Annotated in this window: 12 protein-coding genes and 1 pseudogene; 4 read left to right on the forward strand and 9 right to left on the reverse strand. The window is 63.7% G+C overall.

The genetic code is table 11. The features are described 5' to 3' along the window. Positions 1–647 (forward strand): radical SAM protein (locus tag KA184_18985; GenBank protein MBP8131670.1); only part of this gene is annotated, 647 nt, incomplete at its 5' end. 6 nt (positions 648–653) lie between these two features. On the opposite strand, the gene KA184_18990 is transcribed toward KA184_18985, so the two are convergent. Genes KA184_18990 through KA184_19000 form a run of 3 tightly spaced genes read right to left on the reverse strand, consistent with a single transcriptional unit; the run spans position 654 to position 4,090 of the window. Then, the gene (locus KA184_18990) at positions 654–1,949 is read right to left on the reverse strand and encodes a Gfo/Idh/MocA family oxidoreductase (GenBank protein ID MBP8131671.1); all 1,296 of its coding nucleotides are present in this window, start codon (positions 1,947–1,949) and stop codon (positions 654–656) included. 44 nt (positions 1,950–1,993) lie between these two features. After that, on the reverse strand, positions 1,994–3,349 hold the full coding sequence (locus KA184_18995; protein ID MBP8131672.1) for a Gfo/Idh/MocA family oxidoreductase: 1,356 nt from the start codon (positions 3,347–3,349) through the stop codon (positions 1,994–1,996). A 57-nt stretch (positions 3,350–3,406) separates the two neighbouring features. Further along, entirely contained in the window at positions 3,407–4,090 is a 684-nt protein-coding gene (locus tag KA184_19000) for a DUF1080 domain-containing protein (GenBank protein MBP8131673.1), read from the reverse strand. A gap of 607 nt (positions 4,091–4,697) precedes the next feature. Here KA184_19000 and KA184_19005 point away from each other — a divergent pair. Next, positions 4,698–5,609, forward strand: a complete 912-nt coding sequence (locus KA184_19005) for a hypothetical protein (GenBank protein MBP8131674.1) — start codon at positions 4,698–4,700, stop codon at positions 5,607–5,609. Between the two features lie 17 nt (positions 5,610–5,626). Here KA184_19005 and KA184_19010 read toward each other — a convergent pair whose 3' ends face one another. From KA184_19010 to rsmD, 3 genes are all read right to left on the reverse strand, one after another. After that, positions 5,627–7,921, reverse strand: a complete 2,295-nt coding sequence (locus tag KA184_19010) for a hypothetical protein (GenBank protein ID MBP8131675.1) — start codon at positions 7,919–7,921, stop codon at positions 5,627–5,629. Positions 7,922–8,053: 132 nt separating this feature from the next. After that, on the reverse strand, positions 8,054–8,503 hold the full coding sequence (gene nrdR / locus KA184_19015) for a transcriptional repressor NrdR (protein ID MBP8131676.1): 450 nt from the start codon (positions 8,501–8,503) through the stop codon (positions 8,054–8,056). 133 nt (positions 8,504–8,636) lie between these two features. Then, positions 8,637–9,182 carry a 16S rRNA (guanine(966)-N(2))-methyltransferase RsmD gene (gene rsmD, locus KA184_19020; protein MBP8131677.1) on the reverse strand — a complete coding sequence of 182 codons (546 nt, stop codon included), beginning with the start codon at positions 9,180–9,182 and terminating at the stop codon, positions 8,637–8,639. Positions 9,183–9,797: 615 nt separating this feature from the next. On the opposite strand from rsmD, the pseudogene KA184_19025 reads away from it, so the two are divergent. Both KA184_19025 and KA184_19030 read left to right on the forward strand, forming a co-directional pair. Continuing rightward, a pseudogene (locus KA184_19025) lies at positions 9,798–9,971 on the forward strand (prepilin-type N-terminal cleavage/methylation domain-containing protein). Between the two features lie 9 nt (positions 9,972–9,980). Then, positions 9,981–10,763 (forward strand): hypothetical protein, encoded by a 783-nt coding sequence (locus tag KA184_19030; GenBank protein MBP8131678.1) that lies wholly within the window; start codon positions 9,981–9,983, stop codon positions 10,761–10,763. Between the two features lie 105 nt (positions 10,764–10,868). On the opposite strand, the gene KA184_19035 is transcribed toward KA184_19030, so the two are convergent. From KA184_19035 to KA184_19045, 3 genes are all read right to left on the reverse strand, one after another. Beyond that, complete coding sequence (locus KA184_19035) at positions 10,869–12,083, reverse strand: argininosuccinate synthase (protein MBP8131679.1); 1,215 nt, start codon at positions 12,081–12,083, stop codon at positions 10,869–10,871. Between the two features lie 50 nt (positions 12,084–12,133). Next, positions 12,134–13,039 carry an ornithine carbamoyltransferase gene (gene argF, locus KA184_19040; GenBank protein ID MBP8131680.1) on the reverse strand — a complete coding sequence of 302 codons (906 nt, stop codon included), beginning with the start codon at positions 13,037–13,039 and terminating at the stop codon, positions 12,134–12,136. Further along, a partial coding sequence (locus KA184_19045; protein ID MBP8131681.1) for an aminotransferase class III-fold pyridoxal phosphate-dependent enzyme occupies positions 13,033–13,662 on the reverse strand: 630 nt, incomplete at its 5' end. The genes argF and KA184_19045, both read right to left, overlap by 7 nt.

Below are 13,662 nucleotides of genomic sequence, written 5' to 3' on the forward strand. Positions count from 1 at the left end.
TCTATGCGCCGGAAAGCGGGTCGCAGGAAACACTCAAGCGCATCCACAAGAACGTTAACCTCACGAAGATGACCGCGTCGATGCGCGCCTGCGTAAAGACCCGCTTGCCCGCGCAGGCGCACCTCGTGCTAGGCATGCCCGGCGAAACGCCTCGTGATATCGCCAAGACCTTCGTCTTCCTGACGCGTATGGCCTGGCTCGGCATCCATGAAGTCGCGGTCTACCCCTTCGTGCCCTATCCGGGCAGCGAATTTCACGAGCAGCTGCGCGCGACCAAAAGATTCCCTCCCGAAGGCAACGAGTATGACCTGTTCCTCGCCCAGAACTGCAACAACAACTATTTCGGCATCCGCTCCTGGAACGAACACCTGAGCGACCGGCAACTCAAGCTCCTTTGTTCGGCCGCGATGCTCCTGTTCTTCGGGTTACAATATCTCTTCCGGCCTTGGCGCCTGGCCGCGTCGTTCGCGCGGGTAGCGTCTTCCCGTCCCACCACACTGCTCGAACGCATCCTTGATACATTCCTCAGCCGCCGAAGGCGGATGTTCGCATCGAGAATCGGTCATGGCCGACCGCGCGCACGGTGGCGCCTCGCACCCTTCCACCGCGCGTCAGACACCTCCGCGCGCGGGCGTGTTGCCCGATGAACGGCACTAGCCTTTCAGCAGCCAGGGTTCGCGGTATTTCGGCGAGAGCATTTCGGTTGCGCCGGGGTCGTCGAGGATGGTCTCGGTTTCGGGATTCCAGCGGATCTTGCGGCCCGTGTAGATGGCGATGTCGCACAGGTGGCCGACCGAAGCGGAGCGGTGCGCCGTTTCGGCGGGTGTAATCGTCTCCTCTCGTGACTTGACGCATGCGATGAAATTCGCGATGTGGTTCGTGCTCTGGTACAGGCGGATTTCGTCGTCACCGATGACTTCGTCAAGGACCGGCGCGGGCTCGGCGGTCAACTGGCCCCGGCTCACGAAAATCCAGCCCTTGTCGCCGTACCATTTCGCGCCCATTGGAAACCGGCTGCAAATGTGGATGGTCAGCCCCCCGGCATAGGTGCAGGTACAATCGTAATCCGTTGGCGCATCCCAGACGCCGCCCCGCGGAATGACACCGGTCCCTTCGACGAGCAGCGGGCCCGTTCGGTCCAGGCCGAGGCCCCAGTGGGCAATATCGAGATGGTGGCCGACCCAGTCCATGATGCGCCCGCCGCCAAAATCCATGACCCAGCGCCAGTTCTTGTGGATGCGCGCGGGCACGTAGGGCGAGACCGGCGCGGGACCAAGCCACTTGTCGTAATTCAATTCCGGGGGCGGGTCCTGCACCGCCGTCTGGTCCTTGGTGCCGGCGTAGTCGTCGTAACCCTGACCAAGTCCGACTTCCACGTGGCTCACTTTGCCGATGCGGCCATTGCGCACGAGTTCCGCCGCGCGATGGAAGTTCTCGACACTGCGCTGCCAGCTTCCCGTCTGCCAGATGCGCTTGTTGCGCTTCACCGCATCGCATATGGCACGGCCCTCGGCCAGCGTGTGCGAAAGGGGCTTCTCACCGTAAATATCGAGTCGGGCCTCGGCGGCCATGATCGCGGGGATCGCGTGCCAGTGGTCCGGCAGCGCGATACTCACCGCATCGAGGTCGTCCCGGGCGAGCAGTTCCTCGAAATCCGCATAGGCAGCGCAATCCGTGTTGTCGTAGGTGCGGTCGACCGTCTCTTTCGTGCGCTGGAGGTGGTTACGGTCCACGTCGCACACCGCGACGACCTGCACGTCGCCGCGCTGCAAAAACTGTCCCAGGTTTTCAGGGCCTTGCCAGCCCAGGCCGATGGCCCCGAGCGTGACCCGCCCGCTCGGTGCGGCGCGGTTTCCGGCCGCGGTGGCGCCACGCGTCAGAATGAGCGGTGCGGCGGCAGCCACGGCGGTGGTGCGCAAGAATGCGCGGCGATTCATATCCCGGGTCATGGTGTTCTCCTCCGCATCAGGGTTTTCGCTTTCACCGTGTCGTCCTACAGACTCCAGCCCTCGCGATAGGGCGGACTCACCAGCGCGGTTGCCTCACCGGAATCGCGGAAGGTCAGGGACGCGCTGTCCCAATGCAGGGTCGTGCCGGGCAGCCGCTTCCCAATATTGCCGAGCAGCGCCATCTCCGTGAGCGGGCCGGAATAACCGAAGCCGGCGCACGCGGGCCGCCCTTCCTTGCAGGCCCGCGCCCAATCCATTTCGTGCGTGCCGTTCACGCGCGGAATCGTCTCGGGTGGCGGCGTGAAGTCTTTCATCCGTTCCTCGGGCACGAGCCGCGGGCTGTTGCCATAGACGCCGCACGTCAGGTAGCCGTTCTCGCCTATGAAGAGCGCGCCGCCCTCGCTGTCGCCGAGCAGCCGCGAATCGCCGAGCCCCGCGGGCGCGGGCGGTTGCAGGCCGTCGTACCACGTGACGGTAACGGGCGGCTTGCCGCCCCGCGCGGGGAACTGATAGCGCACGACCGACGCGATCGGATACGTCTCGGGATTCAAGTCGGTGCTGCTGGCCTCGATACTCTCGGGCGCGCCGAGTTCCAGCGCCCAGAAGACCGGGTCGAGGGTGTGCGCGCCGCGGTCGCCCATCATGCCGCAGCCAAAATCCCACCAGCTCCGCCACGTGAGCGGGTGATACGTCGGATGATACGGGCGAAACGGCGCGGGGCCCAGCCAGAGGTCCCAGTTGAGCGTAGCGGGCACGGGCGGCGTCTCCGCGGGCCGCACGGCCAGCGGCGAACTCCAGCCCGCGTGTCCCCACGGATAATAGGTGAGGCTGCACCAGGCGGTCACTTCGCGGACCGGCCCGATGGCTCCGGCGGCGATCCACTCGCAGATTTGCCGCGCCTCCTTGCTCGAATGGCCTTGAATGCCCATCTGCGTGCAGACACCCGTTTCCTTGGCCGCTTCGGCGAGTTTGCGCGCCTCGTAGACCGTGTGCGTCAGCGGTTTCTGGCAATAGACGTGCTTTCCGGCGCGCATCGCGGCCATGGCGATGACCGCGTGCGTGTGGTCGGGCGTCGCGATGACGACCGCGTCGATGTCCTTCTGCTTGTCGAGCATTTCGCGGTAATCGGCATAGCGCGCGGCGTTCGGATACGCGGCAAACGTCTTCGCCGCGTATTCCTGGTCCACGTCACACAGGGCAACGATGTTTTCGCTTTCAAGCGCGCGCAGGTTCGCCGCGCCCATGCCGCCGATGCCGATCCCTGCGATACGAAGCTTCTCGCTGGGCGCGGTCTGCCCGGCTCCGCCAAGAACGCTGCGCGGCACGATCTGAAACGCCGCACCCGCCGCGGCATAGCTGCCCGCCTTGCCCAGAAACACCCGCCTGCTGAGTTTACTCATGGCCCGGACCCTTCCTGTGGCTCATCCCGCACGTGAGCGCCACGCACGCGAGCCGTTCTACGGCTTCACTTCGCGAATAGCGGCTTCGCGCACCGTGATCTTCATGTCCTTGAACTCGTCGCCCGGATGCACCTGGAACCCGATGCGGCCCGTGGCGTAAGAGGCGTCATGTACGTCGCCGACGACCGTGCCGTTCAACGTGACCGTCAGGTGGTCGCCCTCGGCGCGGATGATCATCGTGTTCCAGTCGTCGCGCTTCTCCAGGTTCGGGTCTTCGTTCATGGAAAGGAACATCTTGGCCGGACAGTACAACGTGCCCGAATAGCATTCCGGATCCTTGTATTCGAGGATGTCGGCCTGATACGACTTGTCCGGCGACTGGTAGCGGAACCAGATACCGCTGTTGGCGGGCCACTGTATCTTATACGTGATCCGCACCTCGAAATCGCCGTATTCCTTCTCCGTGAACAGGTCGCCCGGCGCGTTTCCCGGACCCTGCGTGCCCACGATGCAGCCGTCCTCGACCCTCCATGCCGCGTTGCCCTCGGTCATCCAGCCATCGAGGTCCGTTCCGTTGAACAGCGGTGTCCACTCGCATTTCGGCGCGCCAGAACTGCACGCGCCGCTGTTGCGCGCCGCGCACTGGGCCGCGCAAGCCTGACTGAGCAATACTCCCGCGACTGCAAGCAGCGCGGCCCATCCAAACCAGAGACCCTTTCCGCGAAAACATGCCGTTTTCATGACTTGATCCTTATTTTTCATTCCATTTCCCGTGGCGTACCGGCGGACGCCGCACTACCTTCCGAATTCGAAGACTATAGCCCCCGCCCCGAGTCCAGTTCCATCCGGCGAGCGGCGGTGAGGGCCGTACTGTCCGGTCTTCATCCCGGGCAAGGTCATCGCACCCCGCTGGACTCCTGCCGTCGGCCCAAGCCGGTCGGGCTGTGCCAGACACTCCCTGCTCTAGGAACTCGCCGGTCCCAATGATGTCCCGTCTGAGGAATGGTTCGTAGCAGGGATTGCCGTCCCCCTTTTCGATGACAAAGGGACCGACTGCCGTCACCGTCTGCCGGGCATGGCACTGTTTGAAAGACGATGCTTGCCATCCGGCAAGGCCGGGTGTCCTCCTGCTGGTTATCGGTGTAAGGCGGGCGACAGCGCCCGCGAGCACTGTCGCCGCGTCGTCGTCGCGGGCGGATGCCGCATGGACGAAAACAAGACCATCTTCATCCTGAGCGGGTGCAGGCATCTTGTCACGCTGCTTGCGAAAGCAGGGGACGGGAAACCGGCATGCCCGTATTGCGGTCCAAGGGACACAAGGCCATGCCGGTATTGCTGGAGCGTGTGAATGAGAAAGACGATGAAGCGGTTCGCGGTCGCGCTGGTGGGGCTGGTGTTGGCTTTCGTGGCCGTGTTGCTGCCGCGCGCGCCCAGGAACAACGTTGCGGCGCCGGATGTGGCGGCAGCGCAACCCGTCTTGATGGTGAATGGCCGGGTGGACCTGACGACGCGTCCCTATGACAAAGCGGCCTATGTCACGACGCATAACGCCATGTCGAGCCGGGACGCCGGATTCATTTTCCCGAATCAAATCGGCGGTTTGCGCAAACAGCTCGAGGACGGCGTGCGCGCCATGATGCTCGATGTTCACGAGTTCGAAGGGCGGCCGATGCTGTGTCACAGTTATTGCGAGCTGGGCGGATTCGCGCTGGTCGATGGCCTCGTTGAAATCCGGGAGTTTCTGGACGCAGAACCGAACGAGGTCGTGACGCTCATCCTGGAATCTTATGTCCCCGCCGAGACGTTGGCGCTGGAATTCGCGGACAGCGGCATCCTCCGCTATGCCCACGTGCAGTCGCCGGGCGAACCATGGCCCACGCTCGGACGGATGGTTCTCGAGGACCAGCGGCTGGTCGTGTTTACCGACGACAACACGGCCGGGCTGCCTTGGCTTCACAATGTATGGCGGTTCGCGTGGGATACGAACTGGAATGTCTCGTCCCTGGAACAGTTCAACTGCAACTGCAGCCGGGGCGACACATCGAGCAGCCTGATGATCCTCAACAATTTCGTCTCGAATCCGCTGCCGGCTCCCGGGAACGCGGAGCAGACGAACGCGAGCGCGTTCCTGCTCGACCGCTCGCTGCTCTGCTGGGAACGGTCCGGGCGCATTCCAAATTTCGTCACCGTGGACTACTACGAGGTCGGCGATGTCTTCGCGGTAGTGGACCGGCTGAACAGCCTGGCCGGGGCCGCCTGACACGTTGCCGGCGGCGCTCAGTAGAACGTGATCCGCCGGTTCTCCGTCTGCCGGTACGCCTTGCCCAGAAAATCCGCGATGGCCTCGGGCTCGGGGTCTGTGTCGGGCAGGGGCATCTCCGTGACTGCGCCGCCGTCCAGGTAGCGATGGAGCCGGCCTTCGATGCGGGCCGCCTCGGTCGGGTTGAGCCCGTGGCCGCGGCGCGCGCGCGCGCCCGGCGTATAGCGCAGTTCTTGCGTCGCCTCGTCCTGCTTGACCGTAGCCGCCGCCGAGCGGGGGAAGTCCTTGAGGTCCAGTGCGGCGAACCTGCGCCCGGCCTCGAGGTCGTTGTTTTGCGTCAGCAGGACGTGCAGCCCCTCGCGAGCGCCCTCTTCCGAGCAGCGCTGCCGGAGATGGCTCAGGATGCGTTCCGCGGTCGCGGCCGCCTCCTCGCCCTGGTGCAGTTCTTCGTGCAGCAGGAACTGCACGCATTCATTCAGCCCCTCCACCCCGATGCGGCAGCGCCCCTCATCGAGCCGGATATAGGGCGCGCCGTCCCGCACGACGGTCAGCAATTCCAGCGGTCCCGCGGGATACAAGCCGGCCAGCGCGTGCAGGAACCGCCGTTTCTCCCGATGCGCGTGCGCAGCGAGACGGGCGAGCCGGTCCAGTTCCGTGAACAAGGCCGCTTCGCTGCCCGCAACGTACGCAGCCCGGGGCAGGTTCAATACGACGTCGTGCAAATCGACGTTGTGCGGGTGCCAATACGGCGCCGCATCCTCCGGCTCGTCGCGCACCAGCAAATAGTGCGCGCCCCGGCGTTCCGCCGCGACATGCGCCGCGTGCAGCAGGAACGCAGCGTGCCCCGGCGATTTGAAGAAGGCTCCGTCCAGCGCCACGCATGCCACGGGCCCCGGCAATGACACGGCCCCGGGCCCTCCGCGCTGCAACACGTCGAAAATGGCCCACGCCAGCAATTGCGCCGCGTGCTCGAACGCGCCGTAAGGCTTGCCCGCCGGTGCGCCGCCGGGCCCGACGGCTTCTTCATGACGCAACTGGGCCGGCACGGTCCAGTGTATCGTGATTTCCGGCGGCTGCGCGCCGTTGCCCGAGGTCAGCGCCAGATACGCCAGTTCATACACCAGCATCTGCGCGAACTGCGCCGTGTCGCGGTCGCTGCGCCCCTGCACGAAGGGCGCGAAGAAAACGTTCACCGCATCCCAGGTCACGCCGTCGGCGAAGTAGCCCTGCAGCAGCTCATGGTACTTCACCATGTGCGCCAGCAGCGTCTCGGCGTGCCGCGCGGGCTCCGCGAAATCGCGGGCGCCCGCCGGGCCAACGCCGTAGCGCGCCACGTACGCCAGCGGCTGCGCCAGCGCGCAGAGCCGGTCCACGCGGCCCAAGTGGCGCAGGTGCAGTTCTCCGCGCAGGTGCGCCTCCGCGACAGGCGCGGAGAAAACCTCCGCGAGCGCAAACTCTTTTTTCACCGCCCGCGCCAGCACGCGGTCGGTCACCGGCGGCGACAGGGCCGCCGACGCCGTTTCCGCGACGACCGCTTCGTCCAGTTCGCCGCGCAAGATGCGCTCCGCATCGTACAACGGCACGCCCAGGCGGCGATGCCGTTCGCGATACTCGTGAAGCCCGTGCTCGACGAGCCGCGCGTCGACGAGTTCCCGGATCAGCGCGCCTGTAAGCGTGCGCATCTGGGCGCGCTCGATCTGCGCCTCCACTTCCAGCGCTATCAATATCGCCTGAGGCCGGTCCAGGCCCGTCTCGCGTTCCAGGGCCGCCACGATCCGGTCGCGGTCCCACCGCGCCAGCGTGTCCGCGCTGGTGCGGACGAACAGCGCCTCTCCGCCGCGGCCCGCGAGCGACTCGCGCTCGTGCCGCGCTTCCTCGAGTTCGCCGATCAGGTGGTGCAGGTCGCCTTCGCGCAGACGGCGGATACGCGCGCGCCGGTCGCGGTAACGCGCATAGGTCAGGGCGGTCCGCGCATGGCCCATCGCCACCAGCACGCGCTCAACCGCGTCGTGTACCTGGTCCACCGTTGGCGGACGGCCCTGCTGCTCCTTCTGCAGGAAGATCGCCACGGCCGCGGCCAGGCTCTCGGCGCGGTCGCGGTCCCGCCCGCCTATCGCCTGCGCCGCCTTGAAGATCGCCTGGGCGATCTTGCGTTTCTCGAACGGTTCCTCGCGCCCATCGCGCTTGATAACGGTGGCGAACGGCTCGGGCCCGCGCAACGCGGGAATCGGCAGCGGCAACTGCGGATCAAACGCGCCCTCGACCGCACGGTCCTCCTGCTCGAAAAACTCTTCTGTAGACTCGTCGTTCATGAATGCTTCCGCTTGAAAGCCGAGACATACCCCGAGCGAGTGTATCCGAGGGGGAAAAAAGAATACAAGGTCACCTGACTCGACAGGTCGCCTGACTCGACCGGCTTGTCCGGTCAGCCGGACGGGCGGCGGCTACGCCAGCATGTCCTTCAGCTCGTTCATGAACTCGTTGAGGTCCTTGAACTGACGGTAGACCGATGCGAACCGCACGTACGCAACCTCGTCCAACTGGCGCAGTTTCGCCATGACCGCCTCGCCGACAGAGGTCGTCGTTACCTCATGCTCGGTCGAATTGAACAGTTCCCGCTCAATCTCATCGATCATCGCGTCCACCTGGTCCAGACTGACAGGACGCTTTTCGACCGCCTTCAGAATGCCGCTTTTCAGCTTCCAGCGGTCGAAGTTTTCGCGGCGCCCGTCTTTCTTGATCACCATTTGCGCGACTTCTTCGATACGCTCGTAGGTAGTGAAGCGCCGCCCGCATTTGAGGCATTCGCGCCGCCTGCGGATTGCGTCGCCTTCTTTGGACGCGCGGGAATCGACCACGCGGGCCTGGCTATGATTGCAGAATGGGCAACGCATACCTCAACCTCTATATGTTGTGTCCTTCCACCACACAACGCCGTGCACACAGGTGTGAACCTGCACGGTCGATAACTTCTCGCCGTCCCCATATATTGTGCCCTAAGATTGCCACTAAATACAATATAGCAGGTCAAGAGAAAAAGGACAGCGCGGTGCGGCCGTAACGGGCCATCCGTGTCCGGGTCCAGGGGACCGACTGTTCCGGCACAAGGGCGCGCGGCTCATGTTCGAATACCACAAGGCCTTGTGCCGCGGCCAAGTCGGCGTTCGATAGGCCTGCCAACAAGCCGGTCCAGTCCCCGAAATCGTGCGGCGGGTCGGCAAAGATGATGTCGAAGCGCGTTTCGCCTATCCGCACCAGCGGCAGTTCGCGGGGCACATCCAACAGCACCACGCGCCCGGACCCGTGCAGGCCTGTCTTTGCGAGGTTGCGCCGGACCAGCGCCGCCGCTGACGGGTTGCGTTCTACGAAGACCGCAGACGCCGCGCCGCGGCTGAGGGCCTCGATGCCGTTTGCGCCCGTTCCCGCGAACAGGTCCAGGAAATGCGCCCCTTCGAGGCGCGGGCCCAGGATGCTGAACAAAGCCTCGCGCACACGGTCCAATGTCGGGCGTACCGGCAGCCCCCCCGGTTCCTCAAGGCGCATCCCGCGTGCGCATCCTGCGATGACCCGCATGACCTCAAACTCCCATGAGTCCCGTCAAGAGATTACTTGGTCTCTCTCCATCTGCCCCTCATTCTAAGCGAAATGCGAAAGCAGCGCCAACGGGCCGCGCCCCCTATGACGCTGAAATACGCCAACTTCCACACGCGGGATAACAGAAGTCCCTTGACAACACGCAACTGCGCCACCATTTCCAGGACTTGGACTGCTTGGCCGGAGCAGGAGAGGGAGCAGTGAATTACGAGGCGTTCGGGAGACATCGGCACAAAGCGGCAGGAGTAGAAGTCTGAGAAGGTGTATCATCACAACCTGTTTCATTTCAATAACTTATGTGTTCGGATTCCAGTCCGGGCAGAAACCAGGCAGCCCTTTCCACGGCCTGTGGATATTATGTGGATAACTGGGCGCGACGGGGACATGGCCACGAAAGGGGAAAAAACCGGAATAATTGACCCCTCTCTTCCCAACTCCCGCAATTCAAGAACCCCAATTCGAGAATCCCTCTTGTTGAATTCCGCAAGATGGGCTACACTAAAGGTGTGCCTTTATTGTAATATCATCTGGAACGGAGTTAAGGGAGGCGAACCGCCCACTGTGGGGTCCGCCGCAAAGAAAGGAGAAGGTATTATGTTGTCATCAATCCCCAGAGCCCGGCGCAGGCCCGGTTTCACCCTCATCGAATTGTTGGTCGTTATTGCCATCATCGGCATATTGGCGGCCATCCTGCTCCCGGCGCTGGCGCGCGCGCGCGAGTCGGCCCGGCGGGCGAGCTGCCAGAATAACTTGAAGGAATGGGGCCTTGTATTCAAGATGTACGCGAATGAAGACCCGGGCGAGCGATTCCCCCCAGTGCTTGGGTACATTGGCGATACCCTGAATTGCGACACCATGGCGGTGGACGAAACGAATACGTTGATCATCGCGGCGGGAGCGGATCTCCGGAATGTATACCCGGAATACTTGAATGATCCCGCGATCATTGTCTGTCCTTCTGATGCCACGCATACGCCCGACGGGGCGTTCAACCCGACAACCGGCGATCCGGAAGTGCATCTGCCTTGCGACGACGCCAACCGGGGATTGAAGTTCGTCGACTCAAGTTATATCTACCTGGGTTGGGTCTTTGACCAAGTGGATTCAGACGATCCCACGGTCGACATGCAGATAATAGGGATGCTGGTGGACGAAGAATTGTCCGGCTTGGGCAGCGCGCAAGTCGCGTGGTCGCTGGTAGCGGCACTCTCGCCCGTATTGCAGGACGAGCCGCCTTTGACCGATTCCGACCTTGACCTGTCTCAATCGAACCCCGGCTTGGGGAACGCACAAGGCAACACCGTGTATCGTTTCCGTGAAGGCATTGAGCGGTTCATGATTACGGACATCAACAACCCCGCGGCCACGGCCCAGGCGCAGAGCACGATTTGGATCATGGGAGACATAGTCAGCACCGATACCGAACTGTTCAATCACGTGCCCGGTGGCTCGAACTTCCTCTATCTGGACGGCCACGTCGACTTCTTGCGCTATATCGAAATTGGCGATGGCCCGTGCAACGGCATTTTTGCCAGGACGGTGGGGATCATCGGCAGTTGAGGTCCGGCGCGCGCGCCGCTGGTCTCATGAGAACCGGCGAACCTCCCGCGACGAAATATGGAAGTGAGCGGGGAGCGAATGGTTCCCCGCTCAGAGCAGCCCATATCAGGGTGCTTCGAAGAACCCGGCTTGCGTACGCACGCGCAGGCGCAACGCGTTGAGGCGGATGAAGCCCGTGGCGTCGCTTTGGTCGTATGCGCCCTTGTCTTCCTCAAAGGTGCTGATTTGCGGGTTGTACAGAGTCTTTTCGGCGCGGCGCCCCGCGACAATGCAGTTGCCCTTGTATAGCTTGATGCGCGCGGTGCCCGTGACGTGTTCCTGGCTCTTGTCGACGAATGCTTTCAGCGCCGCCATCTCCGGCGAGTACCAGAAGCCGTTATAGATGAGTTGCGCGATGCGCGGCGAGAGCCGGTCGCGTTCGAGCATCACTTCGCGGTCCACTGTGAGCGACTCGACCGCGCGGTGCGCCGCGTAGAGCACCGTGCCGCCGGGCGTCTCGTAGACACCGCGCGATTTCATGCCCACGAACCGGTTCTCGACGAGATCGACGCGCCCAACGCCGTTGCGGCCCGCGAGTTCGTTCAATTGCGCGAGCAGGTTTGCGGGCGAGAGGCGCTGGCCGTTCAGGGCCACGGGCGTGCCCGCCTCGAAATCGATTTCGACGTAGGCCGGTGTGTCCGGCGCGTCCTGCGGATCGACGGAGAGGAGGAACATGTCCTTCGGCGGCTCGTTCCAGGGGTCCTCGAGGATGCCGCCCTCGAAGGAAAGATGCAGCATGTTCCGGTCCATCGAGTACGGCTTCTTTACCGTCGTCGGCACGGGGATGCCGTGCCGTTCCGCGAATTCCATCATGGCGGTGCGGCTGTGCAGCGTCCAGTTCGGGTCGCGCCACGGCGCGATGATCGTGACGCCCGGCATCAGCGCCATATAGGTCAATTCGAAGCGGACCTGGTCATTCCCCTTGCCCGTGGCGCCGTGCGAGACCGAGTCGCCGCCCGTCTCCCGGAGCGCGTCGATTTGGCCCTTCGCGATGATCGGGCGCGCGATGCTCGTGCCGAGCAGGTAGCTGCCCTCGTAGATCGCGTTTGCGCGCATGGCCGGGAACACGAAGTCGCGCACGAATTCCTCTTTCAGGTCCTTGACCACGGCCTCACACGCGCCGGTGTCGAGCGCCTTCTTGCGCGCCGCTTCGAGTTCCTCGCCCTGGCCGATATCGGCGATGTAGGCGACCACGTCGCACTTGTAGATTTCCTGCAGCCACTTTAGGATAATCGAAGTATCCAGGCCGCCGGAATAGGCCAGTACGATTTTCTTGGGCATTGTGTGTAACTCCGTCTCTTGATCCGCGCGGGCGGGACGCCCGTGCCACGTTAACCCATCAACGTTACGAGCACCGCCTTCTGCGTGTGCATCCGGTTTTCAGCCTCGTCGAACACGACGGATTGCGGCCCGTCGATTACGTCGTCCGTGACCTCCAGCCCCCGTTTCGCGGGCAGGCAGTGCATGAAAATCGCGTCCGGTTTCGCCTGCGCCATGATGCCCGCGTTCACCTGATAGGGCGCGAACGCGGCATTGCGCTCGGCCGCTTCCTTTTCCTGTCCCATGCTGGTCCACACGTCCGTATAGATGACGTCGGCGCCCGCGGCGGCTTCGTGCACGTCGTGGGTCACGAGCACGCGGCCTTTGCCCCTCTCGCGCGCCGCCGCGAGCAGGGCGGGGTCGCTTTCATAACCAGGCGGACATGCCAGACGCAGGTCGATCGCAAAATGCAGGGCGAATTCGACCCACGAATTGAAAACGTTGTTCCCGTCGCCTACGAACGCGATCGCGAGGCCGGACACGTCCTTGCGTTTGTGCTCGCGCAGCGTCTGCACGTCCGCGAGGATTTGGCAGGGATGCAGCTTGTCCGTCAACGCGTTGACCACGGGCACGGAGGCATGTTCCGCGAGCGTGATAACGTCCTCATGCCGGTAGGTGCGCGCCACGATGCCATGCACCCAGCGGCCGAGGTTGCGGGCCACGTCGGGCACGGATTCGCGCCTGCCCAGCTCCGTTTCGAGCAGCACGGCCTGCCCGCCCAGTTGGAACATGCCCACCTCGAAGGTGACGCGCGTGCGCAGGCTGGCCTTCTCGAAGATCATGGCCAGCGTCTTGCCTTTGAGATAGTGATGTTCCTCGCCATACCGCTGCTTCCGCTTCAGGTCGTCGGCGAGATCGAGCAGGGCCAAGACCTCATCGCGCGTCAGCTCGGCCAGGGAAAGGAAGTCGGTTACCATCCTAATTCTCCCAGCGCCGCGTTCAATACGGAAAGCACGCGGTCCACGTGTTCTTTCGTGACGATGAGCGGCGGCACAAACCGGAGTACCTTGGGGCCGGCCGGCCCGCAAATAATCCCGGCGTTCAGCAATTTATCCACGACGGGCGCCGCGGCCTCCTTGAATTCCACGCCGGCCATGAGACCGGCGCCGCGCACCTCGGCGATGCTTGCATGCTGCGCGGCAAGGTCCTTCAGCCGATTCAGGAAGTATGCGCCCAACTGAGCGACCTGTTCGAGGAAACCCGGCGCGGTAAGCGTGCTCACTGTGGCCAGCGCCGCGGCAGAACTGAGCGGGTTGCCGCCGAACGTACACGCGTGCATGCCCGGGCTGAACCCCGAGGCCGCTTCTTCCGTGCAGCCCATCGCGCCGATGGGCACGCCATTAGCAAGTCCCTTGGCCAGCGTCATGATATCTGGCGTTACGCCATAGCGCTGATGCGCGAGGAAATGGCCCGTACGCCCCATGCCGGTCTGTACCTCGTCAAAAATCAGCAGCGTGTTCTTGCGATCACAAAGTTCCCGGACCTTGCCCAGGTAATCCTCGTCCGGGATGCGGACGCCGCCCTCTCCCTGAATCGGTTC

It is taken from the genome of Candidatus Hydrogenedentota bacterium, assembly GCA_018005585.1.
Classification (GTDB): Bacteria; Hydrogenedentota; Hydrogenedentia; order Hydrogenedentales; family JAGMZX01; genus JAGMZX01.

What these genes read in the sequence shown, in the direction of transcription:
- KA184_18990 (MBP8131671.1), bottom strand. Translation starts at nt 1,949, where the DNA reads ATGACCCGGGATATGAATCGCCGCGCATTCTTGCGCACCACCGCCGTG.
- argF (MBP8131680.1), bottom strand. Translation starts at nt 13,039, where the DNA reads ATGGTAACCGACTTCCTTTCCCTGGCCGAGCTGACGCGCGATGAGGTC.
- KA184_19000 (MBP8131673.1), bottom strand. Translation starts at nt 4,090, where the DNA reads ATGAAAACGGCATGTTTTCGCGGAAAGGGTCTCTGGTTTGGATGGGCC.
- rsmD (MBP8131677.1), bottom strand. Translation starts at nt 9,182, where the DNA reads ATGCGGGTCATCGCAGGATGCGCACGCGGGATGCGCCTTGAGGAACCG.
- KA184_19010 (MBP8131675.1), bottom strand. Translation starts at nt 7,921, where the DNA reads ATGAACGACGAGTCTACAGAAGAGTTTTTCGAGCAGGAGGACCGTGCG.
- KA184_19030 (MBP8131678.1), top strand. Translation starts at nt 9,981, where the DNA reads ATGTACGCGAATGAAGACCCGGGCGAGCGATTCCCCCCAGTGCTTGGG.
- KA184_18995 (MBP8131672.1), bottom strand. Translation starts at nt 3,349, where the DNA reads ATGAGTAAACTCAGCAGGCGGGTGTTTCTGGGCAAGGCGGGCAGCTAT.
- nrdR (MBP8131676.1), bottom strand. Translation starts at nt 8,503, where the DNA reads ATGCGTTGCCCATTCTGCAATCATAGCCAGGCCCGCGTGGTCGATTCC.
- KA184_19035 (MBP8131679.1), bottom strand. Translation starts at nt 12,083, where the DNA reads ATGCCCAAGAAAATCGTACTGGCCTATTCCGGCGGCCTGGATACTTCG.
- KA184_19005 (MBP8131674.1), top strand. Translation starts at nt 4,698, where the DNA reads ATGAGAAAGACGATGAAGCGGTTCGCGGTCGCGCTGGTGGGGCTGGTG.